General features: G+C 40.3%; 30 protein-coding genes, 1 tRNA gene and 1 pseudogene. 15 read left to right on the top strand and 17 right to left on the bottom strand.

Going from position 1 to position 26,678, the window contains the following annotated elements; translation table 11 throughout:
- Positions 1–540 (bottom strand): hypothetical protein (locus AVJ20_RS16145; protein WP_162689789.1); only part of this gene is annotated, 540 nt, incomplete at its 3' end.
- Positions 541–544: 4 nt separating this feature from the next.
- The gene (locus AVJ20_RS16140; protein ID WP_111885928.1) at positions 545–1,321 is read right to left on the bottom strand and encodes a hypothetical protein; all 777 of its coding nucleotides are present in this window, start codon (positions 1,319–1,321) and stop codon (positions 545–547) included.
- A gap of 362 nt (positions 1,322–1,683) precedes the next feature.
- Here AVJ20_RS16140 and AVJ20_RS16135 point away from each other — a divergent pair.
- Positions 1,684–1,866, top strand: a pseudogene (locus AVJ20_RS16135) (transposase); the annotation flags it as partial.
- Positions 1,867–2,323: 457 nt separating this feature from the next.
- Here AVJ20_RS16135 and AVJ20_RS16130 read toward each other — a convergent pair.
- Positions 2,324–4,036: an electron transfer flavoprotein-ubiquinone oxidoreductase gene (locus tag AVJ20_RS16130; protein WP_078192805.1), complete on the bottom strand. Its 1,713-nt coding sequence runs from the start codon at positions 4,034–4,036 to the stop codon at positions 2,324–2,326.
- 194 nt (positions 4,037–4,230) lie between these two features.
- Here AVJ20_RS16130 and AVJ20_RS16125 point away from each other — a divergent pair, with 194 nt between their 5' ends.
- The 5 genes from AVJ20_RS16125 to AVJ20_RS16105 all read left to right on the top strand — a co-directional run bounded on the left by AVJ20_RS16125 (position 4,231) and on the right by AVJ20_RS16105 (position 8,667).
- Complete coding sequence (locus AVJ20_RS16125; protein WP_111885927.1) at positions 4,231–4,839, top strand: DUF1285 domain-containing protein; 609 nt, start codon at positions 4,231–4,233, stop codon at positions 4,837–4,839.
- 48 nt (positions 4,840–4,887) lie between these two features.
- The gene (gene murI, locus AVJ20_RS16120; RefSeq protein ID WP_111885926.1) at positions 4,888–5,772 is read left to right on the top strand and encodes a glutamate racemase; all 885 of its coding nucleotides are present in this window, start codon (positions 4,888–4,890) and stop codon (positions 5,770–5,772) included.
- A 121-nt stretch (positions 5,773–5,893) separates the two neighbouring features.
- On the top strand, positions 5,894–6,922 hold the full coding sequence (locus AVJ20_RS16115; RefSeq protein WP_067764038.1) for a DUF4062 domain-containing protein: 1,029 nt from the start codon (positions 5,894–5,896) through the stop codon (positions 6,920–6,922).
- A 65-nt stretch (positions 6,923–6,987) separates the two neighbouring features.
- Positions 6,988–8,010: a ferrochelatase gene (gene hemH, locus AVJ20_RS16110; RefSeq protein ID WP_111885925.1), complete on the top strand. Its 1,023-nt coding sequence runs from the start codon at positions 6,988–6,990 to the stop codon at positions 8,008–8,010.
- Positions 8,011–8,022: 12 nt separating this feature from the next.
- Positions 8,023–8,667 carry an MBL fold metallo-hydrolase gene (locus AVJ20_RS16105; RefSeq protein WP_111885924.1) on the top strand — a complete coding sequence of 215 codons (645 nt, stop codon included), beginning with the start codon at positions 8,023–8,025 and terminating at the stop codon, positions 8,665–8,667.
- Between the two features lie 94 nt (positions 8,668–8,761).
- On the opposite strand, the gene AVJ20_RS16100 is transcribed toward AVJ20_RS16105, so the two are convergent.
- On the bottom strand, positions 8,762–8,947 hold the full coding sequence (locus AVJ20_RS16100) for a DNA gyrase inhibitor YacG (protein ID WP_078189771.1): 186 nt from the start codon (positions 8,945–8,947) through the stop codon (positions 8,762–8,764).
- Between the two features lie 83 nt (positions 8,948–9,030).
- Between AVJ20_RS16100 and AVJ20_RS16095 the strand changes: the two genes are divergently transcribed.
- From AVJ20_RS16095 to AVJ20_RS16085, 3 genes are all read left to right on the top strand, one after another.
- The gene (locus AVJ20_RS16095) at positions 9,031–9,681 is read left to right on the top strand and encodes a DUF938 domain-containing protein (protein ID WP_171319316.1); all 651 of its coding nucleotides are present in this window, start codon (positions 9,031–9,033) and stop codon (positions 9,679–9,681) included.
- Positions 9,682–9,687: 6 nt separating this feature from the next.
- Entirely contained in the window at positions 9,688–10,893 is a 1,206-nt protein-coding gene (locus AVJ20_RS16090; protein WP_111885931.1) for a TIGR03862 family flavoprotein, read from the top strand.
- Positions 10,894–10,966: 73 nt separating this feature from the next.
- Positions 10,967–11,377, top strand: coding sequence for a GFA family protein (locus AVJ20_RS16085; protein ID WP_111885922.1), 411 nt, complete (start codon positions 10,967–10,969; stop codon positions 11,375–11,377).
- A 77-nt stretch (positions 11,378–11,454) separates the two neighbouring features.
- On the opposite strand, the gene AVJ20_RS16080 is transcribed toward AVJ20_RS16085, so the two are convergent.
- Positions 11,455–12,033: a hypothetical protein gene (locus AVJ20_RS16080; protein WP_111885921.1), complete on the bottom strand. Its 579-nt coding sequence runs from the start codon at positions 12,031–12,033 to the stop codon at positions 11,455–11,457.
- Between the two features lie 9 nt (positions 12,034–12,042).
- Positions 12,043–12,819, bottom strand: coding sequence for a class I SAM-dependent methyltransferase (locus AVJ20_RS16075; RefSeq protein WP_111885920.1), 777 nt, complete (start codon positions 12,817–12,819; stop codon positions 12,043–12,045).
- Between the two features lie 116 nt (positions 12,820–12,935).
- On the opposite strand from AVJ20_RS16075, the gene AVJ20_RS16070 reads away from it, so the two are divergent.
- From AVJ20_RS16070 to AVJ20_RS16060, 3 genes are all read left to right on the top strand, one after another.
- The gene (locus AVJ20_RS16070; protein WP_111885930.1) at positions 12,936–14,207 is read left to right on the top strand and encodes a hypothetical protein; all 1,272 of its coding nucleotides are present in this window, start codon (positions 12,936–12,938) and stop codon (positions 14,205–14,207) included.
- A gap of 123 nt (positions 14,208–14,330) precedes the next feature.
- Positions 14,331–14,522, top strand: coding sequence for a hypothetical protein (locus tag AVJ20_RS16065; protein ID WP_111885919.1), 192 nt, complete (start codon positions 14,331–14,333; stop codon positions 14,520–14,522).
- Positions 14,523–14,618: 96 nt separating this feature from the next.
- The gene (locus AVJ20_RS16060; protein WP_111885918.1) at positions 14,619–15,572 is read left to right on the top strand and encodes a 2-hydroxyacid dehydrogenase; all 954 of its coding nucleotides are present in this window, start codon (positions 14,619–14,621) and stop codon (positions 15,570–15,572) included.
- Between the two features lie 143 nt (positions 15,573–15,715).
- Here the strand turns inward: AVJ20_RS16060 and AVJ20_RS16055 are convergent, their stop codons facing one another.
- The 8 genes from AVJ20_RS16055 to glyQ all read right to left on the bottom strand — a co-directional run bounded on the left by AVJ20_RS16055 (position 15,716) and on the right by glyQ (position 22,808).
- Entirely contained in the window at positions 15,716–16,225 is a 510-nt protein-coding gene (locus AVJ20_RS16055) for a hypothetical protein (RefSeq protein WP_111885917.1), read from the bottom strand.
- A gap of 111 nt (positions 16,226–16,336) precedes the next feature.
- Positions 16,337–16,825 carry a hypothetical protein gene (locus AVJ20_RS16050; RefSeq protein ID WP_111885916.1) on the bottom strand — a complete coding sequence of 163 codons (489 nt, stop codon included), beginning with the start codon at positions 16,823–16,825 and terminating at the stop codon, positions 16,337–16,339.
- A gap of 261 nt (positions 16,826–17,086) precedes the next feature.
- A complete protein-coding gene (locus AVJ20_RS16045; protein WP_111885915.1) occupies positions 17,087–17,734 on the bottom strand; it encodes a hypothetical protein in 648 nt (215 codons plus the stop codon).
- A 352-nt stretch (positions 17,735–18,086) separates the two neighbouring features.
- Entirely contained in the window at positions 18,087–18,476 is a 390-nt protein-coding gene (locus AVJ20_RS16040; RefSeq protein WP_078192789.1) for a hypothetical protein, read from the bottom strand.
- Between the two features lie 106 nt (positions 18,477–18,582).
- Positions 18,583–18,939 (bottom strand): DUF3060 domain-containing protein, encoded by a 357-nt coding sequence (locus AVJ20_RS16035; protein WP_111885914.1) that lies wholly within the window; start codon positions 18,937–18,939, stop codon positions 18,583–18,585.
- A 235-nt stretch (positions 18,940–19,174) separates the two neighbouring features.
- The gene (locus tag AVJ20_RS16030) at positions 19,175–19,648 is read right to left on the bottom strand and encodes a hypothetical protein (RefSeq protein WP_111885913.1); all 474 of its coding nucleotides are present in this window, start codon (positions 19,646–19,648) and stop codon (positions 19,175–19,177) included.
- Positions 19,649–19,755: 107 nt separating this feature from the next.
- Complete coding sequence (glyS, locus tag AVJ20_RS16025; RefSeq protein ID WP_111885912.1) at positions 19,756–21,825, bottom strand: glycine--tRNA ligase subunit beta; 2,070 nt, start codon at positions 21,823–21,825, stop codon at positions 19,756–19,758.
- A complete protein-coding gene (gene glyQ, locus AVJ20_RS16020; protein ID WP_078192785.1) occupies positions 21,825–22,808 on the bottom strand; it encodes a glycine--tRNA ligase subunit alpha in 984 nt (327 codons plus the stop codon). Before glyQ ends, glyS begins: the two co-directional genes overlap by 1 nt.
- 341 nt (positions 22,809–23,149) lie before the next feature.
- On the opposite strand from glyQ, the gene AVJ20_RS16015 reads away from it, so the two are divergent.
- Both AVJ20_RS16015 and AVJ20_RS16010 read left to right on the top strand, forming a co-directional pair.
- Complete coding sequence (locus tag AVJ20_RS16015; RefSeq protein ID WP_228157240.1) at positions 23,150–23,521, top strand: hypothetical protein; 372 nt, start codon at positions 23,150–23,152, stop codon at positions 23,519–23,521.
- A gap of 258 nt (positions 23,522–23,779) precedes the next feature.
- A complete protein-coding gene (locus AVJ20_RS16010; protein ID WP_111885910.1) occupies positions 23,780–24,886 on the top strand; it encodes an HPP family protein in 1,107 nt (368 codons plus the stop codon).
- A gap of 118 nt (positions 24,887–25,004) precedes the next feature.
- Here the strand turns inward: AVJ20_RS16010 and AVJ20_RS16005 are convergent, their stop codons facing one another.
- A complete protein-coding gene (locus AVJ20_RS16005) occupies positions 25,005–25,262 on the bottom strand; it encodes a PspC domain-containing protein (RefSeq protein WP_078189754.1) in 258 nt (85 codons plus the stop codon).
- Positions 25,263–25,563: 301 nt separating this feature from the next.
- Here AVJ20_RS16005 and AVJ20_RS16000 point away from each other — a divergent pair, with 301 nt between their 5' ends.
- The gene (locus AVJ20_RS16000; RefSeq protein WP_218950739.1) at positions 25,564–26,217 is read left to right on the top strand and encodes a hypothetical protein; all 654 of its coding nucleotides are present in this window, start codon (positions 25,564–25,566) and stop codon (positions 26,215–26,217) included.
- 123 nt (positions 26,218–26,340) lie between these two features.
- Here the strand turns inward: AVJ20_RS16000 and AVJ20_RS15995 are convergent.
- Both AVJ20_RS15995 and AVJ20_RS18515 read right to left on the bottom strand, forming a co-directional pair.
- Positions 26,341–26,416 (bottom strand) — tRNA-Lys (locus AVJ20_RS15995).
- A gap of 79 nt (positions 26,417–26,495) precedes the next feature.
- Positions 26,496–26,678: hypothetical protein (locus tag AVJ20_RS18515; protein ID WP_213066199.1), on the bottom strand; the 183-nt coding region annotated here is incomplete at its 5' end.

The raw sequence follows: 26,678 nt of genomic DNA, 5'->3' as shown, positions 1-26,678 counted from the left end.
ATTATTGATTATTGATATAATGTCGTCTAAATAATAGTCCTGAGGGTTATTTTCAATAGTGCTTTTAATTGAATCATTCTTTGAGTTAAAGATATAGTTTTCATTGCTTGAGAAAACAAATAAAGTTGTCCCAAAGTTTTTACTGTAAATAGGTTTTGTATAAGTATCTTCCCAGCATAATTTGGAAAAATTAGATCTAGGTGTTATTAGGAAATTATTGGTTATTTTATTAACAGAAGAAGAGAGTTGATTTTTCTGTATTTCGTATTCTGTGACATTTGAAATTATATTCTCATTAAATTTAATGGTATATGTGTTTTTTAATTTAAGATTGTTTTTTTGGTTTGGGCCTAAGCATTTACTTAAACTCTCTGAAAAAAAATCATTATTGATTTTATTGTGCACAAAGTTTAAATTTTTTATTTTAAAACTATTTCGTAGTAGATCTATATCAATATTTGTAGGTGATACATCATTTTTTTGAAAAGTACAGCCAAAAAGAAAAATGGCTCCTGCTATTGTGTAATTTTTTATTTTCATAATTTTATTTATTTGGGACATTTAATTGGAAGATTATAGCATCTAGGTTGGCATTTAGATTATTTCGACCTCTATAATGTCTAGTTGCTCCAACAATATATTGACAACACTTAACATCCAATTCTGGACCATAATATTTTCTTGCACCACCATTATCCTCAATAAATAAAAAAAGTGGTTTGTTATTGTTTCCACTTAGGCGAATACCACCGCCACCAACAGATAATGTTGATATTTTAGATACAGCTATTATGGTGGAGTGATATCCGTAAGCAATACCAACTGAAAAAAACATTAGTGAATTATCAGGGGTTAATTTACTTAAAGCTGCTGAAATATTAGCAGATACTGACTTCTCAACATCATTATCTAATATGTCTGCAGCTGTAGTGAATCTTTTAGTAGTGTTTTTAATAGTAGGTTGAATATCTTTTAAGCGTACAGCGTACCCTTTTTTGACTAATGTTTCAGTTGCTTGAATCATTGTATTATTTGTTGGTATTGATTTGGGTGAATAACCCGCATATAAGGCATTGATATTGCTTGCTAAAGCATTTAAACAACACATGCTGCAATTTCTAGTTGGATCGTCTAATCCTTGAATTCCGTTCTTAACTATTCGATTAAGATCATGAACTGTCCATTTTTTTGTAATTTTAACATTTTCAATATTTTGAAGAGTGCCATATCTTGTAGGAACATTTGAAGATCCGTATGAATTAGTTGCTCTTCCTGCTGTATCATATAGGCCAGCAAAAGGATTGTTTCTTTGCACAGTCATTTAAATCTAAGTTCTATTTATATTTTTCAATAGTAGAAATTATAATCTAAAATTTATTAGATAAATACTCGTTTAAGTACATTTATGTTTTTTAAATGTTACATTTTTAACTTTTATGTATATCATATTTTCTTGAATGCCACATCTTGTAATGTTTTGAAACATACTCTAGGTTAGCGTCTCGAAGTAGAAGTAAACTCCTTAGTTTATGAGAAATTTCATAGATTAGCTGCGTTTTTAATAAAAATTGGCTTTGTTGTACAAGGAGGTATTCTTAAAGGCTTCTTCAGCAATATAATTCCCGAATAAAGATGCTCGCACTCAAGGCCTATTGTACAACCAATTGGTCTTCTTGAATATAGCGAGCGAATATTTCGATTTGGTTTGATTCTCGGACTCAATAGTATATTCAGCCATTAGGTGAGCATGGACGAAATCAAACCTATTTCGATATAATAATTTAATATTGTTTGATCAAATTTGTATTTCGTCTTTCTTTACGTATGATTACGGGCTTCGTAAAAAGTATCATAAAACTTTGTGGTTAAGATTGGATAGTACAATATTACATGTCCATTTGTAAAAACGCCTATTGAAATTGATATATTGAAAAAAAATTAAGTTAATATTATGAGAGGATTTTTGAGATTGAAAAAGAAATAATTTAGTTGGTGAGCTTGTTGGTAATCCTAATTTAAATGAATAATATAGAATTCAATTTATTAAAATTGGTTTAAATTAGTTGGGTATTAAGTGGAAAGTTTTTAGGTTTTTTATAATATTAATTTTCTTAGCACTATTAGCTTTTACTTATATTAAATCTAGTGGATTAGAAGAAGAGAGTAATTCAAATAGTTTTATTACGTATCTGTTTGCGGGTTTATTTATTTTATGTTTTTTTATTTAAAAAATCTCACCTGGTTGTATGCTGAAGTTTAATAAACAAACCCGCCTAAGCGGGTTTATTTTTATCTCAAGAGAGATTACATATTCGGGTACTAATTACATGTTAGGGTAATTAGGACCACCACCACCCTCAGGTGTTACCCAAGTAATGTTTTGAGATGGATCTTTAATATCACACGTCTTACAGTGCACACAGTTTGCCGCGTTAATTTGGAAACGCTTAGAACCGTCATTCTCTTCCATAATTTCATAAACACCGGCAGGGCAGTAGCGCTGAGCAGGCTCATCCCATTTTGGTAAGTTCACATTTACAGGAATAGAAGCATCTGTCAATTTCAAGTGAGCAGGTTGGTTCTCTTCATGTACCGTATTTGATACGAATACTGAAGACAAACGGTCAAATGTAATTTTACCATCTGGTTTTGGATAATTCGGTTTGAAGTTCGCAGCATCGACAGTTTTTAAAGCGCTGAAGTCGGGCTGTAAGTCATGCAGCGTGAACGGCACTTTAAAGATGTTTTGATCAACAAAGTTGAACGCACCACCCATCCATTGACCAAACTTATGCATAGCAGGGCCGAAGTTACGAGAGTTATATAACTCTTCTTTCAACCAACTGTTGTTGAACTTGTCTGTGTACGCAGTTAACTCTTTAGCGAAGAAGTCTTCACCTTCAGTCACACGTGCAATGGCAAGGTCACCACCTTTTTCCACACCCGCAGCAATCGCTTCAAATACAGCTTCACCGCACAGCATGCCTGATTTCATTGCTGTATGAGAGCCTTTGATTTTTGCAAAGTTTAGGAAACCTGCGTCATCACCAATTAAGCTACCACCCGGGAAAGTGAATTTAGGTAGAGAGTTGAAACCACCTTTTACAACCGCACGTGCGCCATAAGAAATACGTTTACCACCTTCAAGATATTGCTTGATCAGTGGATGTGTTTTCCAGCGCTGCATTTCCATAAATGGATACATGTGTGGATTGGTGTATGACAAGTCAACGATCATACCTAATGTCACTTGGTTGTTTTCAGCGTGGTATAACCACCAACCGCCTGAAGAACCTGTTTCACTTAAAGGCCAACCTGCACCGTGCATCACCAAACCTGGTTTGTGCTTAGCAGGATCGATTTCCCATAATTCTTTAATACCAATACCGTAATGTTGTGGATCGGCATCTTTATCCAAGTTGAATTTTTGGATTAAACGTTTACCCAAATGACCACGACAGCCTTCAGCAAATAATGTGTATTTGGCATGCAGTTCATAGCCAGGAGTAAAGTTATGCGTTGGTTCGCCATCTTTACCAATGCCCATGTCACCAGTCTGAATACCTTTTACAGTACCATCTTCATGGTAAAGGATTTCAGACGCTGCAAAGCCTGGGAAAATAGACACTTCTAATTCTTCAGCTTTAGCGCCCAACCAACGAACCACGTTACCTAACGAAATAACATAGTTGCCATCGTTATGCATGGTTTTAGGCACCATCCAATGCGGTGCTTCTTGTGATTTTTCATCAGACAATAAGAAGAAGGTTTTATCTTCAGTGACAGGCACATTTAACGGTGCACCTTGTTCTTTCCAGTCTGGGAACAATTCATTCATTGCGCGAGGTTCTAGCACAGCACCGGATAGAATGTGCGCACCCACTTCGGAGCCCTTTTCCACGACACAAACGGACAGATCGTTTAGGTTATTTTCAATTGCAAGTTGACGAATTTTAATCGCAGCAGATAGGCCGGCAGGACCTGCACCGACGATAACTACGTCAAACTCCATCGATTCACGTTCGATGTGTTCCATGTAGGACTCCTCATATTTCGGAAGGTGGCATCCATTCAATTCATTTAAATGGTGCTGCCATGAGTGTTCTTAATGCCCAGACACAATTTTTCTATCGTGTCTTTGATATTGTGGGCTAGTATAGTTTTAAACCGAGTTCTAGCCAATTGGCTGAATCATATTATTTTTCCGTCACTAAGGTATTTATTAGGCGGATGAAGCAGCAATTGAACGAAAACCCGACGAAAAAATTCATTAATAGGGATGATAGAAATTTAATGAACATTGCACAATACTTAAAAGATGGACAGTCCGGTCACAAAAGGTCAATCCCCCCATTAGATCAATGGCATCCAAAGCATTGTGGTGCAATGGATCTGAAGGTTTTAGCCAATGGAGAATGGTGGCACGATGGTCAATTGATCAAGCGACAAGCGCTCATAGATCTGTTCTCAACCGTGCTTTGGAAAGAAGATGGAAAATTCTATTTAAAAACCCCTGTGGAACAAATTGAAATACAGGTGGAAGATGAGCCTTTATTTGTCAATCAGGTGGATCAAGTTGAGATAGACGCTAAAAACTATATTCAATTCACCACAACCACCCAAGACCTGATTATTGTTGATCAGGAACATCCGATTTTTATGCGCGAATATCAGGGTGAACTACGTCCTTATGTGCATGTTCGTTTTGGTATAAATGCCTTAATTCAACGTGCAGCTTTTTTGCATTTAGTCGAGATGGGTGAACTGCTTGAAAATGAAAAAGGTGAATCCATTTTAGTGTTACAAAGTGGTGATTTGCGCTTGCAATTAGGCACCTGAGGTTTAAGCTTTCCACCTTGTCATTCTGAACAATATATAAGTGACCCTATGACCGCCATTCACCCCATTTACCCACTGGATGTACCAATGCCGAAAGCTGGCGCAGATGCACCGATCGGTTTATTTGATTCGGGGATTGGTGGCTTATCTGTGGCTTTAGAAGTTGCGCGCTACTTGCCGAATGAACGCATTGTGTATTATGCCGATACTGCACATGTACCCTATGGGCCACGTGATGATCAAAATATACGTGAATTGACTGCACATGCCATAGAGTGGCTATACCGCCAAGGCTGTAAAGTCGCTGTCGTGGCATGTAACACGGCATCTGCTTTTAGTTTAGATTATTTGCGTGAACATTATGGGGAGAACTTCCCCATTATTGGTTTAGTTCCTGCGTTAAAGCCTGCCGTTCTGCAAACAAAAAGTAAAACAGTGGCTGTTCTTGCAACACCTGCGACATTTCGTGGAAAGTTGATTAAAGATGTGATGCATCGTTTTGCTGAACCGGCAGGGGTCAATGTTCTGACTGTGACCAGTTTGGAATTAGTACCCTTTGTAGAAGCAGGTGCGCAGATGAGTGAGGCTTGTCTTAACACATTAACTGAGGTTTTACAGCCAGTTGTAAATCAAGGTGCAGATTTTTTAGTGCTTGGATGTACACATTACCCCTTCCTAAAATCGGCAATTCAGTATATTTTTGGTCAGAAGCTGACATTAATTGACTCAGGTTTTGCAGTTGCACGACAAACAGCCCGAATTTTGATTAAAAATGAGTTATTATTTGATCAGAAAAGAGAAAATTGTTTGCGTATAGAGTGCTATGTCAGTGGCAATAATGCGGAAAATTTAAAACCGGTTGTGGCGCGCCTGATTCAAGATGATATTTCTTGGAACATTGCCAACATCGGACTTATAAGTTCAGAAGACTAAATCAGTCATTTTGGACAACGTTAAATGAAAAAATTAGTTTTTTATTGGGGTAGTCATGTCGCATTTTCCAGCTAAGATCAATTCGATGCTGAATGCGTTATGCAGCGGGAGAGGATCACTAATGCTCGATAAGCGTTATCAAGTATTCATTTCCACATCTGGTAGCGAAATGCAGCCAGAACGGATCATTTTGGCTCAGACGCTTGTAGGAATGGGGTTTTTCTCATGGGGGCTAGAACAACGCACACCATTGAGCACTGCTTTTGCACGTCGTCAAATTGACGATTGTGACTATGTGATGATTTTATTGGGCAGTCAATACGGTGAGCAGTCTGTGTCTGGTGTGGGCTATATGCACCTTGAATACATCTATGCGGTGACCAAGCAAAAACCTGTCATTGTGTTTATGCATGATGATCCAGATTCACGTGATGATGCGTTACATGATGCTAAACCTGAACTCCGTGAAAAATTTAAAGAATTTAGAAAACTATTACAAAATGAAGTTGATCAAGTTTTTACCTATCGTAGTTTGCGTGATTTAGAAATGGCAGTTCGATTGAACATGCCACAAATGCTAGAACGCTATCCTGTTACAGGTTGGGTGCGCCCACAGAATACTCAAGCTTTACATGATGAAATTGATCGTTTAAAAGCCCAGTTAGTTCAACTCGAAACAGAGTCTGGAAAACGCGAAGTTGATCCATTCTTATCTTTACCAAAAGTGTCGATGCATGAACTATTTTCATTTGAATACCGCATGCACGCTTATCAAGATGGTAATTTCAAAGAATTAAAAGTACAGAAGAAAATGACGTGGGCGCAGCTCTTGTCGATTTTAGGCGCAACCTTTGTTAATCCAACCCCTGAAGAATTCTTCTCTAAACGAATGAATGAGTTTTTGAATGAAACAGGTTTGGATGATGCTCGTATTGAGATGCCGCGTGCACATGCGGTTGCGCGGGCACAAGTGAATATTCGTGCTTTACACAGCATTAAAAGCCAGATGCGGCAGAATGACTGGATTGTGCCCAATGGCCGAGATGACCGTCAGCGGATGTTGTGGCAAGTGACAAGTAAAGGTCAAAAATTACTAGAAAGTAATTTGCTAGATAATGATCGAGTTTTTCAATTTAAATCTGCATATTAATCTATTTTATTAAATAGATAAAAAGCTGCTACATTAGCGTCATTCAAATTGATGGAAAAAGCGTAATGTTGCCTGTCGAGAAAGCTAAAGTCACCATTATTCTGGCGAATCTAGGTACGCCTGATGCGCCAACTGTGCCCGCAGTGCGTCGTTTTCTGCAACAGTTTTTGTCAGATCAGCGGGTGATTGAAATCCCGAAACCGATATGGCAAATCATTCTACGTTTGTTTATTTTGCCATTTCGACCAAAGCGTGTGGCGCATGCCTATGAAATGGTTTGGGGCAATGATTCGCCTATGCGTGAAATATTGTTGGCGCAAGTTGACGCTGTAAAAGCACATTTAACTCAAGCGTATCCAGAATTTGAACTGAAGGTGGTTCCTGCCATGACCTATGGCAATCCAGGCATTCAAGCAGCTTTAGATCAATTGGCACAGCAGCCACAAGACCACATCGTCCTGTTTCCACTATTCCCACAATATTCAGCAACATCGACTGCACCTTTATATGATGCGATTGCGAAATGGATTCCGCAGCAACGCAATTTGCCGGGTTTGAGCATTATTCGTGACTACTATCAGCATCCGCTATTTATTCAAGCATTAGCGCAAAGTGTGCGTGATTATCAAGCGGAGCATGGGTTCGCGGATAAGTTACTGATGTCTTTTCATGGCATTCCACAGCCTTATGCCGACAAGGGTGATCCCTATGCTGACCGTTGCCGTGTAACAGGGCACTTGGTCGCAAAAGCGCTCGGTTTAAATGAAGATCAATATGAAATCAGTTTCCAATCGCGCTTTGGTAAGCAAGAATGGGTGAAACCTTATACCGATGCCACTTTGGAAGCGTGGGGCAAACAAGGCGTGAAATCGGTACAGGTTATGAGCCCTGCATTTTCAGCGGATTGTTTGGAAACGCTAGAAGAGTTGGCGCTGCAAAATGCTGAAACTTTCCAAGCTGCAGGCGGTGGTGAATATGGCTATATTCCCGCTTTAAACGCGCGGGATGATCATGTCGCATTGCTCAATTTATTACTTCAAGCTAATCTTGATGCCTTAAAGCAAACATTAGCCCATTCATCGCCTTGAGGTTTTCGCCCTATGTTGCAAGTTAAAATCGTTCCCGTCACGGCATTTCAACAAAACTGTTCAATTGTTTGGGATTCCGAAACCAAAGAAGCCATTTTAATTGATGCGGGTGGGGAAGCTGAAAAGCTGAAAGCGGAAGTTGAAGCGCTTGGTTTAACGGTCAAAGCCTTGTGGTTGACGCATGGGCATTTAGATCATGCAGGTGCAGTGGGTGCATTAACCGAAGCGTGGAATGTCCCTGTGATTGGCCCACACAAAGAGGATGCTTTTTGGTTGGACATGATTCAGGACGTATCAGCCAAATATGGCTTTCCGATTCCTGAAAATGTCAATGTGACCCAGTGGTTAGAAGGTGGCGAAACACTGAAGTTGGGCGAAGAAGAGTTTGAAGTGCGTTTTGCACCAGGGCATACCCCAGGCCACGTCATGTTCTATAACGCTAAATATGGGGTGTTGTGGACAGGTGATGTGTTATTTAAAGGCTCGATAGGCCGTACTGACTTTCCGCGTGGTAACCATCAACAATTACTCGACTCCATTCAGCGTGAATGTTTTAGCTTGCCAGATGACACCCAGTTTATTTCAGGGCATGGTCCAATGAGTACCATTGGTTATGAAAAACAACATAACCCTTTCGTTGCTAGTAAAGCGGGTTAAGCAACAAGATAGAGAAAATTGAATTAACAAAAAAAGGAATCCAAACGGATTCCTTTTTTATTTACCCAAATAATAGGTTTATGCACTTGAGTCCTTAGAATTGGTCTTCTTCACGGCCGCCATCAGCCTGAGGTGCATCTTGGGTTGGCAGACGATATTCATCATTGGCCCATGCACCGAGATCAATCAATTTACAACGATCTGAGCAAAACGGGCGATATTCATTATTTTCCCAAGTCGTCAATGCGCCGCAGCGTGGACAATTCATGGTGGTGGGCATGCTTAACTCCAGCAAAAACGGATGATTCAATTAGGCAAATACAGTCGCAGTTGTTAGACTTATGCCGTTCTGTTTAGTTTGATCTGTTTATGCCTATTCGTCAATTTCAAGCGCAGCGTATGCGAGCTCCCCGTGATTTTCAGCCGATTGATTCCACACCGATTTGTGTGGAAATTGGGGCTGGTAAAGGTAAACACGCATTATTATTTTCAGCCAATCACCCTGAATTTCAATTGATTGCTGTTGAGCGTACACGTGAAAAATTTGTGGCAATGCAAAAGCAGCATCAACTTGAGGGGCAAAACAATTTAACTCCAATTCATGCTGATGCATTACCTTGGGTAGTACATGCCTTACATCCTGCGCAAGTACAGCAATTCTTTATTTTGTATCCAAACCCTGAACCGCATAATCCTGCACAGCGCTGGTTAAATATGCCGTTTTTTGAATTTCTATTGTCGCGTTTGCAGCCGGGTGGTCAGATTACCTTGGCGAGTAATATTCCTGAATATATTGAGGAAGCGCAGCAGCAGTTAATTGATGTTTGGAAGCTACCTTTTGTCAAAGAACGCATTGCAGAGACTTCAGCACGTACACACTTTGAGATTAAATATCTAGAACGTGGTGAACTCTGTCAGCAGTTAATCATTACCAAGCCTGTAGATTACACCACACGTTTTGATGATTTTCAGCCTTTACAGGGACAAAATCCTGTCAAAGAACAGGCGGAATAATTGGGCATGACTCAGCGTATTGCAATTATTGGTGCAGGTCCTGCGGGATTGATGGCGGCGGAAGTGCTTAGCCAATTTGACTATGACATTCATGTTTATGAGCAAAAACCGTCGGCAGCGCGAAAATTTTTAATGGCGGGCAAGACAGGGCTGAATATTTCGCATGCAGAACCCATTGAACAATTTGTGCAGCGCTATGATCAAGTGGAATGGCTGAGCCCATGGGTTAAGCAGTGGGATGCAGCATGGATTCAACAATGGATGATGGGACTGGGTATTGAAACCTATATTGGTTCATCGGGTCGGGTCTTTCCTATTGAAATGAAAGCTGCGCCTTTGCTGCGTGCATGGTTAAAACGTCTCAGTCTAGATGGGGTGCAGTTTCATTATCGACATCAAGTTTTGGACTTACAGTCCAATCAGCTAACGATTCAAAACCTTGTTGATGAATCAAGTCAAGTGCTTGGCTTTGATGCGATTATTATGGCATGTGGGGCTGTGTCTTGGTCACGTTTAGGCAGTGATGGCGCATGGCAAAAATGGTTGCAGCCTGAGAGCATTGAAGCTTTTCAGGCCAGTAATGCAGGCGTGGAACGCGTTTGGTCGAAGTTCATGCAGCCCGTGTTTGGACAGCCTTTAAAGCGGGTCAATGCATGGGTCGATCAAGCCGAGCCGACCCAAGGCGATATCATCATTTCACACTATGGACTGGAAAGTGGATTGATCTACAAACAAGGTCGTGCTTTACGTCAACAGGTGAAATCTGCTCAGCCCATGCAGCTGACTTTGGACCTATTGCCAGATCAAAGTGTTGAGCAATTGGCAAAGAAACTACAGCCTTCGAAGAAGCAGTCTTTAACCAATGTTTGGCGTAAAGCCGGTTTAGATGTGGCGAAAGCTGCACTGGTCCGTGAACTGGTGGATAAATCTTTGTGGCATGAACCTGCCTTACTTGCTGCGAAAATTAAACACTTAGATATTCAACTTGATGGATTTCGCCCGATAGATGAGGCGATTAGCTGCGCAGGTGGTGTGAAGCGTTCAGTCCTAAATGATGGCTTACAATTGAAGAGCAATCCTTTTGTATTTGTCTGCGGAGAAATGTTGGATTGGGATGCGCCTACAGGAGGCTATTTGCTAACAGCATGCCTTGCAACCGGTCGAGCAGCGGGTGAAGGGGTTCAAAACTATCTGGTTTCTTTGCAGAGCTAAGCGCTTCAAATTGTCACAATCTTGCTGAGGAGTTGTGATATTTTGAGATGAAATTCTTCTAAGAAAGACCACTATGCGCGTACAAGAACAATATACCGGAAGCTGCTTGTGTGGAGCGGTCTGCTATGAAATTAATGGTCCGATCGGTGAGATCGTGCAATGTCATTGTTCTCGGTGCAGAAAAGCCAATGGTACGGCATTTGCGACCAATGCTCCAATAGCCAAAGCAGATTTCAAAATTGTGTCGGGTGAACAGGTATTGAAAAAGTTTCAATCTTCACCAACCACACAGCGTTGTTTTTGTGGGGAATGTGGTTCACCAATTATGAGTATTAAAACCGATACCCCGGATTACTATCGCTTACGTATAGGAACACTGAATACACCCATACAGCAAGTACCAGTCTGCCATATATTCGTCAGCTCGAAAGCAGAATGGGAAAGCATTCATGATGATTTACCGCAATATGCAGAGCGTCCTTAATTTTTTGCGTTGTATTTCTAAATAAAAAAGGGTTCACGTGGAACCCTTTTTGTTTAAGTCATTTTTCGACTTTTAATTTATTGAGCTTGAGCAGGATGTTTAAGCTCGGGATATTGTTCCTGCCAATGACCTAATTGTTCTTGTGCATGAATAAACTGACCGAGACCTTTGACACTATCACTAGGATTTTTTAACTCACCATCGGCTGCTTGATTTTTCTCACGATAAATTTGTGATTGATTGTCCCAGTACTGGTACATCAAGCCTTGAATGTAACGGCCTTGTTCAGTTTTCATTTCAAGTTCTTTGAGCATATTCAGTGCTGACTGGATGTTGTCACGCTTACGCTGTGTAGAAAATTCATCGGTGAGTTTGCCTTCCTCACGCAGTTTCATCAGCTCATCTTCCATCTCATCGCTAATTTGACTAAAGCTCTCGTCATATTGCGTCAGAAGCGTGAGGTCGTGTAGATCATCTGGGGTCTTGGCAAAGTTTTTAATAGGATCACTACTCAGCTCTTTCATGATTTGATCATCGGAACTGATTTCACTATTTTGTTCCACCGTTTTTGATGATTTTTCACATGCAGTGAGTCCTAAGACTGTACCCATGAGGAAGATGACACTAAGTTTTTTTAAAGAGATTGGCAAGAGCATAATCGTGTCCTAATGTGTTTTTCTAAAGATATAGACATGCGTGATATAGGGGAAATCAATGAAATCCTGTGCCGTCTTTTGAGTTGATTCAGCCACGATATTTTCAAATTGTTGTTTCAGTTTTTGTTGTTCATCCGTGCTTAACGCTGCAATAAAACTGGTGGACAATAATCTTTTGGAAACCACGTGTTCCACTGTACCATGATGCAATTGTTGAAAGGTGGTTTCGACAATTAATTTAAATGTTTGCTGCTGTTCAAACACTTTTTGCCATTGCCCACTATGATAACGTGGTGTGTCACCTTCGAGTTCACTCAAGACATCAGCGAGTTGTTTGACCCAATTGACTTGAATATCACGCTGGTTCCAAATTAAAACAAGATCACCATTGGGAACTAAGATACGACTGATTTCATTGAGGGTTTCAGGAGTGGCAAACCAATGAAATGATTGGGCACAAAATACCGCTGCTACAGAATGATCATGCAGTGGAATCTGATTACTTTGGGCGGCTAAAGTTGCAATATGCGGATGTTTTTTATGCAATTGTTGCAGCATTTCATGCACAGGTTCGATCGCGGTGATATTTTCACTGAGTGGGCGAATATACTCGAGAAATTTGCCTGTACCTGAGCCTAAGTCCACTAGATGGGCTTGAGGGGTTAAAGCTAAATGTTGTTGTAGCCACGCACTGATTTCAATCGGGTAGTCAGGACGGGCTTGTTGATAGAGTTCAGCTGCAGAGCTAAAGCCTTGTTGTGCGGCAGGATGTATTGAATGTGTCATATTCTGCACTTTTTAATCTGTATGGCCTCTATAAAATAGCATATTCGGAACAAGATAAACTTTGAATGCAACAAGGAAGGAAAAGCGTGACGCAACAAGGACTGGAGCAAAGTACAATGGAAAAGCACATCATTTTTGAAGATGATCAAATTCGTGTCATTTTTCAGCCTGGCAGTTCTAGTGAGCTTATTTTCTCCTTCGGTGATTTGATTACCCGCGCCAAGGGCTTGAGCATCAATGCAGAGAAGTCTTTGCAAAAATATGATTTTAATGTGATCGGTGTGATGCCGAAACAAAAATCGTGGTTTCCAGCATCGTCAATGCAACCGATGTATCAAGCCATCAAGCCGATCCTAGAGCAATTTGAGCTGCGAATTGCCTATGGTGGTTCCATGGGTGGCTATGCAGCCATTAAGTATGCCAATTTATTTGGTTTTCAGCGCGTGGTGAGTATGGTGCCACAGTTCTCCATAGACCCAGAAGACATTGTCGATACACGCTATGGCATGTTCTTTCAGCCCAATCTGCATGCCAATATGCGGGTACTTGCTGAAGACGTATCGACTACACGTGAATATATCGTAGTGTATGATCCTTATTGCCTAGAAGATCGCGCGCACTTTGAAAAACTACAGGCTTTAATTCCGCATGTGCATGTGTTGCATCTGCCGTTTACAGGGCATGATGCCATTGCGGTATTGGCGAGTTCAGAACTGTTAAATGATTTCTTGAGACATCCTTTTGATGCGCCGTATTTTTATCAAAAAATGCGTCGGGTTAAGAAAAACAGTAAATTCTACTATCGAAAAGTCATCGAAAATTTACTGACACGTCATCGTGATGCCTTGGGTGAAATTTTAAAAAGCAATTCGTTTCAGCTTGACCCTCAGTTTTTTGATGCCAAACAAAAACAAACCTTATTACGGGTATTGTTTAATAACAAACAAGTCAGTGAGCAAGATCTGCAAAAGTTGGGGATCACGACCTTTTTGCCACAGGAAAATCGTAGCCTGCTACTCGACCAGTTTGAACATGGTTTAGTGTTTAATGTGATTAGCCAAAAAATTGAAAGCTATGCAGCCGGTGTGATTGCGCTGAATCACAAGTTTTTGATTCCTTTACAGCCAAAAGGCACAGGTCTGGTATACGTACAAGTCCAAGATGAGCGTTACATGGTGGTGATGAATGACCGTCAGGTAATGAAATTAGTCTTAGCACAAGATGAACTTGCGACAGGTATGCACCCTCTTTTAATGCAGAAATATGTGGGCTATTACACACTGAACTATAAAGAATTGCGTTTGAGTAGCGATGAATTTGGTCAAGTCTTCTTTGTGGAAAATGCCGATGCATCTTGCCAGTTCGTGGTGCAGCCAGAACAAATTTAAGCTCGACATTGGGTTGAAAATCCAAAGCTTGCTAATTTGTAGGAAGAGATTATGATGAAAGAAAGGTAGTATAAAAACATTCATACTGCCCAAAACATCATAAGGAATATGAGGGTTATCAGTATGCATTCAACGCAGATGCTTGCTGTATTATTCATCTTAGTGCTGACCATGGATTCAGCCTATGCACAGGGGGTTAGTTCAAGCATACTGATTTTTAGCAGCAGTATGTTGTTACTTACGATACTGACCATTTATGTCATACTCAAAATTCGAAATTCACTGCAACATCATCTCGATAAACCCGCGAAATAGCGGGTTTTTTATATGCTGTTCGATTGCACTTTGGTGCATCACAGGTTTTAATCATTCACAATCAAATCTTTATAATCGGCCAGAAGGGAAGCAGCCATGAAAGCGGTATTTCTAGATTATCAGTCTCTAGATAAACAAGACTTAGATTTTAGCGGACTAGAAGCACAGTTTGATGACTTGACGCTCTATCCCGCAACAATGGCTGCAGAGGTTGCTCAGCGCATACAAGGGGCTGATGTGATTATCAGCAATAAAGTACACATCAATGCTGGGCACATGCAGCTCAATCCGCAATTAAAACTGATCTTAATTTCTGCCACTGGCACCAATAACGTTGACCTTGTACACGCACAGCAACAAGGCATCGTGGTGTGTAATTGCCAAGCTTATGGCACCGCTGCGGTCGCACAGCATACCTTGATGTTAATGTTGAACTTGGCGACATCATTTCGACAGTATGATCGGGCGGTCCAACAGGGAGATTGGCAAAAAGCAGATCAGTTCTGCTTACTAGATTTTCCAATTATTGAGTTGGCTGGTAAGACTTTGGGGATTGTCGGCTATGGCGAATTGGGTCAAGCCGTGGCCCATTTGGCTAAAGCGTTTGGCATGAAAATTATGATTGGCGCGCTACCGAATCGACCTACGGGAGCTGAGCGTGTGGTATTTTCTGAGATGTTAGCGCAGGTCGATTTTCTGAGTTTGCATTGCCCTTTAACAGAGGAAACCCGTGATTTACTCAATCATGAAAGCTTGGCTCAAATGAAAGCATCGGCCTTTGTGATCAATTGTGCACGAGGTGGTGTGGTTAATGAAACTGCATTAGCCGAGGCATTAAAATTAGGGACGATCGCAGGCGCAGCAACCGATGTCTTGACGGTTGAGCCACCTAAGCAGGGTAATGTGTTGCTTGACCCAAGTATTCCAAATTTAATTATTACTCCACATAGTGCATGGGGCAGCGTCGATGCAAGACAACGTATCGTGCAGCAAATGGTTGAAAATGTAGAGGCCTTTAAAGCGGGCCATCCTCGTCGTCAGGTCAATTAAATTTTGTCATTAACACTGCTTTTTCTGTGTTGGATTAATGCTTTTACAGCTTTGCATGGCATTGACCATACTTGTGGTAGATCTCTGTAAGCAATAACACTTTTACAGTGTGGTGAATCGCTTCAAAGTGAATATGCATAGCATTAACAGGCTTTAATGAGGGCTGGTTTGAAATGATTTTTGATCCGCTCAAATTCAAGTTCAGTCTTGATACTGTTTGGCATCATGATTTGTAAATAACTTTTTTCAAGTTTAAAAGGCTCTTTGGTATTGGGTTCAGCGTAAAAGCCACCGTTTGGATAGGTCAGATATGTTTCATAGGCACGTATAATCTGACCTTTGTGAAAATAATAACTTGTTAGGCTTTGATAGGATTCACCAAAAACATAGAGGTTTATTTTGCATTGATCATCGAGTTGATACAGTGTCGCTTCATTGCCTTCAGTCGATTTGTATTCTTCGTCATCTAGCATCTCTAAGGTTTGTAATAATTTACCTTCAGCATCATGATTATATTGGTATGAATCGTACAATTGGGGAAAAATAGTTTGCAGCTGTGGATAACTTTTCAACAATTGTGGAAAACGTTGTAAGCCAATCACAGAGCCAACACAGAGCAGAATGCCAAGCAAGATACCAAATAAAATTCGCATTTTTTTCTCATTAATTCATTATTTTTATAGGCATAGGTCAAAGACCAAAAGCATTCAATTTTGGTTTTAAAAAAGCCCAACCAAAGTTGAGCTTTTAAATGTAGTGTTAAATTATAAATCAGTCACTGGATACGTCGTAGACGTTGAACTCGATGGATAACTACTTTGTGGATATTGATTGTTATTTTGCCCCGCATTATTGCTTGGAGCCGTATTGATCGTATTGCCTGAAGACGGTTCACTCAACGACTGTTGGCTAATGGGCGCAGGTTGACTAGTTTTACCTGTAATATTTTCACGGGTTTGTTTCAATTTTTCATTGACGTTTTGAGTGGCTTGCTGTGCGCCCTGATCAACCTGTTGCACTGTATTTTTAGTAGCAGTTTTCGTATTGTCCCAAGCTTGGTCAACCGAAGGCTTAATTTTAGAAATACCACGTTCAGTCATTTCACCAATATTTTTAGCAGCACCGACCACGCCTTCTTGGGCTTTATAGGCCCACACATGCAATAAATTTGGATTATCGCCATAAGGGCTCACAGGTTTTTTCGCTTGTTGCTCAGTACTTTGCGCTGCTGTGTTTTCTTGTGCCCAAAGCATGGGTGTCGTGAATATTAAGCTTAGGCATAACGTTGCTTTTAATGAGATTTTCACAGCTTCACCTCTGAATTTTATAGATTTTCTATCTGATGAACGGTTTTAACGCATTATAGGAAAAATTGCAGCGAAAAAAACTTGCCGTAGCAAAATCAATACAGCAAATGACAGCTTTGTACACGTTTGTATTTTGCATAAGGTAAAAAAAGGCCCACCGAAGGGTGAGCCTACTCTCTGGAGGAGAGGGTATGAAAGCCAGTTTACTTATTTGTGAGCACCTAAGCTGGCTTCATGTGAGCTATGGACTTCAGCTTGTGCGACAGGCGTTTGCAACTGTACATTGCTACTGCCACTCACATTGGCTTCTTGACCTCTTTGGAAATTCGCTTTGGTTTGTTGCCATTTTTCACTGGCAAATTGGCGACCTTCCTGAGCTTTTTCACCTAAATAACTCTTGGTTTGATTAACTTTGTTGTCGACATTGCTTTTACGTTCATCGAGTTTTGCTTTGTCTTTTGCAGCTTTTTCATCGAGCTGTGCTTTGCGCTCATCAAGCTTAGCTTTATTTTGCTCAGCCTTGGCATCGATCTTGGCTTTCGCTGCATCTGACTTTTCATCTTTAGACTGTTTTAGGTCAGCCCATTTATTTTTTGCATCTTGCTTTTTGTCAGCACTGAATTCTTTGGTGTCTTGCCATTTTTCTTGGGTGAATGTTTTGGTCTTATCGACACCTTTTTCAATTTTATCACCTGCTTTATGTGCAGATTGATTAATGTCTTGTTTTAAATTTTGTAGAACACTCGGTTGTTGAGCATCTACTTTAGCTTCCACTGATGCTGTTGTATTGGCAAATAGTGGAGTGGTTGCGAATAATGCTGCGGTGATCAGTGTTGTTTTAAATAAAGGTTTCATCTTTGCAATTGTCCTCTTTTATTGAACGCTGCTGTTGCACTCAGCATTTGCGCTTTTGGAGCAGAGGACATCTTAAGAGTAAAAAAAAGCAAAAAGTGGTTTTGTGCGATAAGTCACACAATGCGATAACAGCTCAGATACGCGGAAGTTTGAAATGTGGAAACTTGGTTAAGTTAATGCATTATTGTAATTTTATGAAAATACAGTGGCTTATATGTGTTTTGCGCGTTGCTGTGGTGTGGTGCTAGTTACGATTTTCATGATTAAAAATTATGGGTTTGAACGAATTATTGTGCAAGATTCAAGGAAAAATGAAACCATACCTCCATTTTGGAGATATGGTTTTTATTATTTATTCACATTGTGTAAGCGCATCTTTTGCAAAATGACCGCGTAATGCAAGGAAGTTTTTCTGTACATCCGCTGCATTTAAATCAAAATTGTGCGCTGAACTTGTACCATCTTTAGCAAAGGTTGCTGTACCACCTGAAATTAGGGTTAAGCCTTTAAATGACCATTGTTCAACCGATTTTGCTTCTTCTAAATTGCCTGTAAATTCAATCACGCATTTATCTACAAATTTAGTCAGTTTTGCTTTGTTATCTGTGGTATCTGGGTAGACATCAATGTTTTGAACTTCTTGTAATACACCTGTTTCAAGTTGTGGAATCGTTGGTGCAGATGTACATGCAGAAAGTGTTATACCCGCAAGACCAGTCAAAAGGAATGCTTTCAGTTTCATAAGGTTCATTCTTGTTGAGTGTTGTTGGATTGAGTATAGGGAATTGGTGAATTATTGGCTATAGATTTAAGTTTTAAGCCTCAATTCAACTTCATTCACTTAATATTTAACGTTTATAGGCCGCACTTCCTGGACCAACGGCATTGATGCTGACTTGGCGTGATGGATGGGTGCTTTTTTGATAATAGACTTTCGAATTTGGTCCATAAATATTGATTTTATTGACTGATTCTACATAGACCGTCGTATTTGGACCTGCAACCGTAATCATCGGGCAACTGCCTTTTAGAGTAATACGGCTATCTGGAGCAGGAATATTCACTGAGCGTCCTGCGCAATCATAACTTGCAACGGTATCGGGTGAAGAAATGATGATTTGGGAATGAGTCATTTCCGTTCCAGCATTTGCAGAAGAAATAGATAGAATCAATAGTCCAAAGCTAAATAATTTTTTATTCATCATAGGTATTTCATTTTATTCAGGTTGAGTTATTTTTAGCATGCCGAGATTTATTTGCTCAAGTCTTATTCAACTTTATTTAAAACGAGATATTGTGTGCAACAGCAGATCTTTTCCACATTGATGTAATAAGAGGTGATTTCGCTTGGTGATTGATCTCGTATTTCAAACCGTCTCATTGAATTATCAGGACGTTATCCTAAATAACCCATGAAGCCTTAGCTGGTTTATTTAGCGATTAAAGTTTTGGCAAAAAGAACAACAACACAAGGCCACCCAATACTCCACCGATAATGAGCCAATCTTTCTTACGCATATCAGCAACACGAATTATTGAAAAATACAGACTGCTAAAAAATAGAAAAACAAAGACAAATAGCACAAGGGGGTTATTGAATATAAATTTAGTACTGCCAAATAAAACGAAAATGGTTGTGCTCGACAACCAATACACCAAACTTAAAACAAATTTTGAAAGCGTTAAGTAACGCACAGTGCGGTCTAATCTGGGCAAAGTCACCGTAACGATGATGATTCCAATAAATCCACCCAAAACAGAAATAATCAAAAAGAATAAAGCACCCATATCTGGCTTGTTTGGAATGTATGGATAAACCTTCCAAAGGTAAAAGCTGCATGCCATCAGTACTGCATGTAAGATAAAAAGATAGAGATCTGGGCGGTAAGGATGATTAGCTGTAATACTTTTCATATATTGTTCTTATCAAAAAATCCCGCTATTTCTAACAGGATTTTACCTAGATTTCAAACGGCATAAAAAAACCCGCTTTAAAGCGGGTTTTTAATGAATACTTAAACTTAGTGTTGAAGTACCGAAATATCAGCCACTTTCGTGAACAAGTCACGAAGCTGTGCAAGCATACGTAAACGGTTCGCTTTTAGGTCAGCATCATCTGCCATCACCATTACACCGTCAAAGAATGCATCGACTGGCGCACGAAGTGCAGCAAGTGCAGCAAGTGCAGCAGTGTAGTCCTTCGCAGCAAATAACGGCTCAACCACAGGTGTGATTTTTGCAAGTTCAGCGAACAATGCTTTTTCAGCATCTTCAACCAAGTTTGCTTCAACCACAGCACCTTCAGGCGCAGCTTCTTTCGCAAGAATATTGGCAACACGTTTGTTTGCAGCAGCAAGTGCAGCAGCTTCAGGCAAGTCACGGAAATGATTTACCGCATTTACACGCTTATCAAAATCAAGTGGAGATTTTGGAGACAACGCTTGAACTGCTTGAATCACATCAACTGCTACGCCTTGGTCTTCGTATTTCGCACGGTAACGACCTTCAAGGAATGCAACAGCATCCGCTAAAGTTTTATCGTGATCTTTCAATACATCGCCATAGGCAGCAAGTGCAAGTTTGATTAGATCTTCAATCGAAACGTCTAAATCATTTTCAGTCACAAGACGCAAGATACCAATTGCAGAACGACGTAATGCAAACGGGTCTTTAGAACCTGTCGGCGCCTGACCAATACCAAAAATACCTGTCAATGTATCTAAACGGTCAGCAAGCGCAAGCGTTGTACCGGTCTTGGTTTTTGGTAAAACGTCACCTGCAAATTTAGGTAAGTATTGTTCACCTAAAGATTCAGCGACTTCATCATTTTCGCCTTCAATACGTGCGTAGTAAGTACCCGCAATACCTTGAAGCTCTGGGAATTCACCCACCAACTCAGAGGTTAAGTCGCATTTTGCAAGGAGCGCAGCTTTTTCAGCATCTGCAGGGTTCGCACCTGTGATAGCCGACAAAGCCACAGCCAATTTAGCAATACGTTCAGACTTGTTCCAAAGGGTACCTAATTCAGCTTGGAACACCATGTTTGCAAGTTTCTCTTTACGAGCTGCAAGCGGTTGCTTTTGGTCTTGTAAGAAGAAGAATTCAGCATCTGACAAACGTGGACGAACGACTTTTTCGTTACCTTCAATAATTTGAGTCGGATCTTTCGACTCAATATTTGACACAGTAATGAAGTACGGTTGAAGTTTATTGTCGCTATTCACTAAACAGAAGTACTTTTGGTTGTCCTGCATCGTCGTGATGAGTGCTTCTTGAGGAACAGCAAGGAAGCGTTCTTCAAAGCTTGCACGAAGCGCAACTGGCCATTCAACCAATGCTGTTACTTCGTCACGTAAGTCCGAAGGGACAATCGCAATGGCATTCACTTCATCCGCCAAAGCTTTCACTTGTTGGTCGATGATGGCTTGGCGCTCTTCAAAGTTTGCAATCACTTTTGCAGTACGAAGGGCATCAAGATAAGCATCGGCATTTGCAAGTGTAATTGCTTCAGGAGCATGGAAACGGTGACCATAAGTCACGTTGCCTGCTTGATGATCTTGAATGGTTGCATCAATTACATCACTGTCTTTCAACAACACAACCCATTTTACAGGACGTACAAACTCAGTACGGCTTGCCGCAGAACGCATGCGTTTTGCGATAGGGAGGTTATCTAAAGCGTGTTGTAAAATTTGCGGTAAAAGCACATCAAGGCTTTGACCTTTCACATCTTTTAAGTAGCACACTTTTTCAACTTTACCCGCTTGGAAAGTCGATACTTGATCAACCGTGATGCCTTGACCACGCATAAAGCCTTCTAAAGCTTTAGTTGGTTTACCTTCAGCATCAAACGCTGCTTGTTTAGCAGGGCCATCAAAACGTTTTTGTGTGTCTGCTTGTGCACCGTCTACATTGACAATTTTCAATGCAAGGCGACGTGGTGCTGCATATGCTTCGATTGAATCGAATGCTAGACCTGCGTCTTTTAAACCTTTTACCGTTTCTGCATGAAGCGCATCACGTAATTTTTTTAAGCTTTTTGGTGGAAGTTCTTCGCAGCCTAATTCGAACAATACTGTATGTTTAGACATTATTTGCTCTCCTTAGATTCTACTTTTGCTTCCGCTTCAACTTGTGCTTTTAACTGAGCTAATACTTCGTCACGTAAAGCAGGTTCTGCCATTGGGAAGCCCAGCTTCGCACGTGCAGCGACATAACTTTGGGCAATCGCACGAGCCAATGTACGTACACGTAAAATATAACGTTGACGTTCAGTTACTGAAATTGCGCCACGTGCATCAAGCAAGTTAAAGCTATGAGATGCTTTAATCACTTGTTCGTATGCAGGAAGTGGAAGTTCCGCTTCCATCAAGCGAGTTGCTTCAGCTTCATAGAAGTCAAATAGCTCAAACATTTTTTCAACGTTGGCATATTCGAAGTTATAAGTTGATTGTTCAACTTCATTTTGGTGGAACACGTCACCGTAAGTTACTGTACCGAATTGACCTTTGGTCCAAACCAAGTCGTAAACTGAGTCTACACCTTGCAAGTACATCGCAAGACGTTCAAGACCGTAAGTGATTTCGCCAGTTACAGGGTAGCATTCAACACCACCGACTTGTTGGAAGTAAGTGAACTGAGTCACTTCCATACCGTTTAACCAAACTTCCCAACCTAAGCCCCATGCGCCAAGTGTTGGAGATTCCCAGTTGTCTTCCACGAAACGAATGTCGTGAACAAGGGTATCAATACCAATGGCTTTTAATGAATCTAAGTACAACTGTTGGATGTTGTCTGGGTTTGGCTTCAACACGACTTGGAATTGGTAGTAGTGTTGTAGGCGGTTTGGGTTCTCACCATAACGGCCATCTTTAGGACGACGAGAAGGCTGAACATAAGCCGCGTTCCAAGTTTCAGGGCCTAAAGCACGTAGGAAAGTTGCAGTGTGGAAAGTACCTGCACCCATTTCCATATCGTAAGGTTGTAACACTACACAACCTTGTTCAGCCCAGTAGTTTTGTAAGGCAAGAATTAAGCCTTGGAAGGTATCAATATGCGATATGGCGCGACTCATGGTCATCCACTTAAAATTAGATAAAAATTGTGCTCAATTATAAGGATTTTGGGGGTGTGTGGCAAAGGGTTAATCATTCTTGAATCAAGCTTTGATGTTTTAATGATGCGCAGAATTTTATATTTTCCTATTGTACAGAATAAAAACGAAGTTACTTGTGGCATAAAGTGGATGAATAAATTGAATGATGAGCGATAACAATGTTTAAGAAGTCTTTTATTGTGATAAGTATGGTGCTATCTGCCTGTAGTACGACGCCTGTAGCTTTGTATTCAGATTCATCACTTCACGCTTCAAAAATTGCGACTATTACAAATTCTTGCAACGCAGAATGTAAGAAGATGATTAAACAGCAGTTAGTGGTCAGCTCAAAGTATCAAATGAGCGAAGGTCTTTTGCTTGAGGTCAATGGTCAGCAGGGGACTCGAAAAGTCACACGAGGAATGGCTTTTGACTCACCTATTCACGGACGGTTTACCACCGCTGTAGAACAGGGAAAAACTGAGCTCGTCATTGATCATAATTCACAGCTAGTTATCGCTCGTCCAGCTCGATTCACAGTTGATTTATTGGGTGGGCATAATTATGTGATTGGACGTATTCGAGTTGAACGAATCCCTTCGGCTTATTATGAATGGTTTCCTATTGTGTATGATGAAACAGCTCAGAAAATTATTTATGGCAGTGAAGATTTAATTGATCAAGATGAATAAGCTGACCGCCTAAATGTTCCTTTGTTTTAGTGAGTACAGATGTGAGCGATGATAGATTTTTTATTTTAATTATCAGTAACATATAATGAGAATTTTAGGCTCATTTCTTGGGATAAAACTACGCAAGTAAGCGGCGTATACATCATTCAAAAGAATCAAAAGTAAAATTTATAAGATAAAGATGTAAGTTGAATACATCTTATTGCTTGCATGGCTTTATAATTGCCACATCTCGCAAAACAACAAACAAGGTATCTCGTGTTTCACGCAAAATCAGCTTGGCTTAATACGCTTAAACCCAACTTTAAAGTTTTACCATTAAAAGATCGCATCCTATGTGGGGTAGGTGCTTTGCTTGGCTTGAGTATTTCTTCGCTGATTAGTTGGTTAGCGCTAGGTGACTTAAATGCATGGTATATCGCCCCGATGGGCGCATCGTCTGTGCTGCTCTTTGCTGTACCTGCTAGTCCTTTGGCACAGCCGTGGAATATGGTGGTCGGTAATAGTCTTGCGGCTTTGATTGGCGTGACTTGTGCGATGTATATTCCTAATTTAACCGAAGCTTTTAGTATCGCAGTTGCATTAGCGATTATCTTAATGATGACCACGGACTCATTGCATCCACCGAGTGGGGCAGTAGCGATTACCGCGGTATTAGGCGGAGAGGCAGTCCATGATTTAGGCTACGCCTTTCTCTTCTATCCAGTGCTTTTAAATTCGGTACTGCTGATGGTGGTTGCTATTATTTATAACCGATTACTAGGTAAGCAGTATCCACAAAAAGCACAAGTTAATACACGGACGACAGATCCAACACCGACACAAAAAGTGTCGATTCAACCTGCGGATATTCAGCAAGTCTTAGAACAGCAAAGTCAGTTACTCGATATCAGTGAATACGACCTACAAAAAATCATTTTAGAAGCACAGCAGTTAGCTAGTCGTCGTGGTCTAAGCCAGTTTCATTGTCGTGATCTCATGAGCCAGCAAGTGATTAGCTTGCGTGCAGAAGATGATATTCAGTCAGCATTGGAAAAGTTTAAACAAGTCAATTTGATGAGTTTGCCAGTGGTGAGTGATCTGGATCGCTTGGTGGGAAATTTGGCTTTATATGATGTAGTGGAATGGTTTAAACGTGCCGCAGACCCCAAAGCCAGTTGGGAAAATCACGTTTATCAAATTATGAATCCCAAAGTGGTGACCGTGCAGCCGGATCAGCCGATTGAAGACTTGGTGCCATATTTTGTGGAAAGATCTTTTAATTATATTCCAGTTGTTGAGCAAAAACGGTTGGTGGGAATGATTAGCCGTGCCGATATGATTGCCGCCTTATATCAACAGCTAAATCAGCAAACAAAATCTTAAGCCTTAAACTTTGATTTAAATTCATCAGACTTAAATATGGTTTTGCCAATATGTAGGCAAAAAAAAGCTACGGAATCTTGGGGGAGAAACCGTAGCGACCAAACTGGGTCAAAAGACTTTAACGTCTGTCATCATTCACAGTACGAATAGGGTCTGAATAGCCATTGGTACGGAAAAAGTTATCTTGTGCTTTAGGCATGACTAACCATAAAACCAAGTACACCAAAATACCGGGAAAGGCTGCGCTTAAGCATGATACAAAGATAAAAATAATACGCAGTAAATTTGCGTTCCAACCAAAACGTTCAGCAATACCCCCCATCACACCAGCAATCATGTTAGAGCGGTTTGAGCGATATAAACCAACATTGGCCATTCAGGTCTCCTTCAAAAAAGAATAAATTTGAATATTTCCAAATTCATATTATAGAAATGGTGACAAGCTTTGCGATTTAAAGGGTGCAGAAAAAAAATTAAGTAAAGTTATGTAATTTGAAGAATTGGTTTGATTAGTTTGCCTTTAAAATAGCTTGAGTGTTAATTAAATATCAACGATAACAATGAGATATGATATAACATATATCGCAAATATATGTATACAGCGTTGATTATTTGATTACAATATTAAGTCAGCAAGAACTGAAAAAACCAATGAATGATTGGTCTTGGCACATTATATGAAAACATCGGCTTCACCTTTTTTGATGAAATTTGCATATCTTTCAGTGTTTGCAGGAGTGTTCAGCCTTTCTTTTAGTGGTTGTAGTCCAACGCCTCAACCCGCAGCGGATAAGGGTGAAAGTTCAGCATCGGCTATCGCATCGGAAGTTCAAGCGAAGCAAGATCATGGAAAAAAATTAACCCAAGTGGCAGGGCAGGCGACATTGCCGAATGACGATGACATAAAGTCAGCTCCTGTTCCTGAGCATGCCAAAATTTTTATTGGACGTTTTCATGCCAAAGTAAAATGCGATGACAGTTTTATTCCATGCCCAGAAGGCGATGCGGAGTTCATTCTTAACTTATTGCCAGATGGCACGGTACACCGCAGTATTATTCAAATTGGTAAAGTGTTTGCTGAAAAAACCAATACGCCAGGCATTAATGTGAAATACCGTAAGGATACGTGGAGTGTTAATGAAGCACATACCGAGCTGGTGGTTCATCGAAAAGAAGGCGTGAATTTTTATTATCACGTGATTAACGAAAATAAAATCACCATGGATTTAGACAAAATTCGTCAAGGTGAAGTTGATCGAAATCAGGAATTATTTTCCAAGGGTTATCCTCAGCCGCAACATGCCTATACCTTGGTGAAAGACCCAAATTAAATACTGCGAATGAAGTAAATAAAATTATAAATTGCGTTTGAGCGTCGGCGTGAAATTCGCAAATCTTGGCTAATCGAATGCAACTAGCTTATAAAAAATTGAATTATTAATACGACATAGAATTGGTGGGTTGTGTGGGGTTCGAACCCACGACCAATAGATTAAGAGTCTACTGCTCTACCAACTGAGCTAACAACCCTGGGAAAATTTTAAAAGAGCATTTTAAAATTTTAGCAAGATAAACGAAGCGCATAGTTTTGAATACTAGGGAATATTTGTTATCTAAAATTTTTCAGGTCAAATACTTCATCTAGCAAGACAAGAATGATACTTCGCAACATCGCTATAGCAAAATTTCGAGAATGGCGAATCAAAACCAGTAATGGTGATGGTTTGTCTTGGTCGGAACCTGCAGGTTTCTTTTTCTTCAACTGCCGGAAGAAAGAAGCCCTAAGAAAGAA

This window comes from Acinetobacter sp. CFCC 11171, from assembly GCF_003268405.1.
GTDB lineage: Bacteria > Pseudomonadota > Gammaproteobacteria > Pseudomonadales > Moraxellaceae > Acinetobacter > Acinetobacter amyesii.
The sequence above is the reverse complement of the archived record's forward strand: the minus strand, read 5'-3'. Positions and strand labels throughout refer to the sequence as shown.

Bases quoted from the DNA above. Each gene is read 5' to 3' on its own strand.
- AVJ20_RS16140 (WP_111885928.1), bottom strand. From the start codon at position 1,321: ATGACTGTGCAAAGAAACAATCCTTTTGCTGGCCTATATGATACAGCA.
- AVJ20_RS16130 (WP_078192805.1), bottom strand. From the start codon at position 4,036: ATGGAACACATCGAACGTGAATCGATGGAGTTTGACGTAGTTATCGTC.
- AVJ20_RS16125 (WP_111885927.1), top strand. From the start codon at position 4,231: ATGAAGCAGCAATTGAACGAAAACCCGACGAAAAAATTCATTAATAGG.
- murI (WP_111885926.1), top strand. From the start codon at position 4,888: ATGACCGCCATTCACCCCATTTACCCACTGGATGTACCAATGCCGAAA.
- AVJ20_RS16115 (WP_067764038.1), top strand. From the start codon at position 5,894: ATGCTCGATAAGCGTTATCAAGTATTCATTTCCACATCTGGTAGCGAA.
- hemH (WP_111885925.1), top strand. From the start codon at position 6,988: ATGTTGCCTGTCGAGAAAGCTAAAGTCACCATTATTCTGGCGAATCTA.
- AVJ20_RS16105 (WP_111885924.1), top strand. From the start codon at position 8,023: ATGTTGCAAGTTAAAATCGTTCCCGTCACGGCATTTCAACAAAACTGT.
- AVJ20_RS16100 (WP_078189771.1), bottom strand. From the start codon at position 8,947: ATGCCCACCACCATGAATTGTCCACGCTGCGGCGCATTGACGACTTGG.
- AVJ20_RS16090 (WP_111885931.1), top strand. From the start codon at position 9,688: ATGACTCAGCGTATTGCAATTATTGGTGCAGGTCCTGCGGGATTGATG.
- AVJ20_RS16085 (WP_111885922.1), top strand. From the start codon at position 10,967: ATGCGCGTACAAGAACAATATACCGGAAGCTGCTTGTGTGGAGCGGTC.
- AVJ20_RS16080 (WP_111885921.1), bottom strand. From the start codon at position 12,033: ATGCTCTTGCCAATCTCTTTAAAAAAACTTAGTGTCATCTTCCTCATG.
- AVJ20_RS16075 (WP_111885920.1), bottom strand. From the start codon at position 12,819: ATGACACATTCAATACATCCTGCCGCACAACAAGGCTTTAGCTCTGCA.
- AVJ20_RS16070 (WP_111885930.1), top strand. From the start codon at position 12,936: ATGGAAAAGCACATCATTTTTGAAGATGATCAAATTCGTGTCATTTTT.
- AVJ20_RS16065 (WP_111885919.1), top strand. From the start codon at position 14,331: ATGCATTCAACGCAGATGCTTGCTGTATTATTCATCTTAGTGCTGACC.
- AVJ20_RS16060 (WP_111885918.1), top strand. From the start codon at position 14,619: ATGAAAGCGGTATTTCTAGATTATCAGTCTCTAGATAAACAAGACTTA.
- AVJ20_RS16055 (WP_111885917.1), bottom strand. From the start codon at position 16,225: ATGCGAATTTTATTTGGTATCTTGCTTGGCATTCTGCTCTGTGTTGGC.
- AVJ20_RS16050 (WP_111885916.1), bottom strand. From the start codon at position 16,825: ATGCTTTGGGCACAAGAAAACACAGCAGCGCAAAGTACTGAGCAACAA.
- AVJ20_RS16045 (WP_111885915.1), bottom strand. From the start codon at position 17,734: ATGAAACCTTTATTTAAAACAACACTGATCACCGCAGCATTATTCGCA.
- AVJ20_RS16040 (WP_078192789.1), bottom strand. From the start codon at position 18,476: ATGAAACTGAAAGCATTCCTTTTGACTGGTCTTGCGGGTATAACACTT.
- AVJ20_RS16035 (WP_111885914.1), bottom strand. From the start codon at position 18,939: ATGATGAATAAAAAATTATTTAGCTTTGGACTATTGATTCTATCTATT.
- AVJ20_RS16030 (WP_111885913.1), bottom strand. From the start codon at position 19,648: ATGAAAAGTATTACAGCTAATCATCCTTACCGCCCAGATCTCTATCTT.
- glyS (WP_111885912.1), bottom strand. From the start codon at position 21,825: ATGTCTAAACATACAGTATTGTTCGAATTAGGCTGCGAAGAACTTCCA.
- glyQ (WP_078192785.1), bottom strand. From the start codon at position 22,808: ATGAGTCGCGCCATATCGCATATTGATACCTTCCAAGGCTTAATTCTT.
- AVJ20_RS16015 (WP_228157240.1), top strand. From the start codon at position 23,150: ATGATTAAACAGCAGTTAGTGGTCAGCTCAAAGTATCAAATGAGCGAA.
- AVJ20_RS16005 (WP_078189754.1), bottom strand. From the start codon at position 25,262: ATGGCCAATGTTGGTTTATATCGCTCAAACCGCTCTAACATGATTGCT.
- AVJ20_RS16000 (WP_218950739.1), top strand. From the start codon at position 25,564: ATGAAAACATCGGCTTCACCTTTTTTGATGAAATTTGCATATCTTTCA.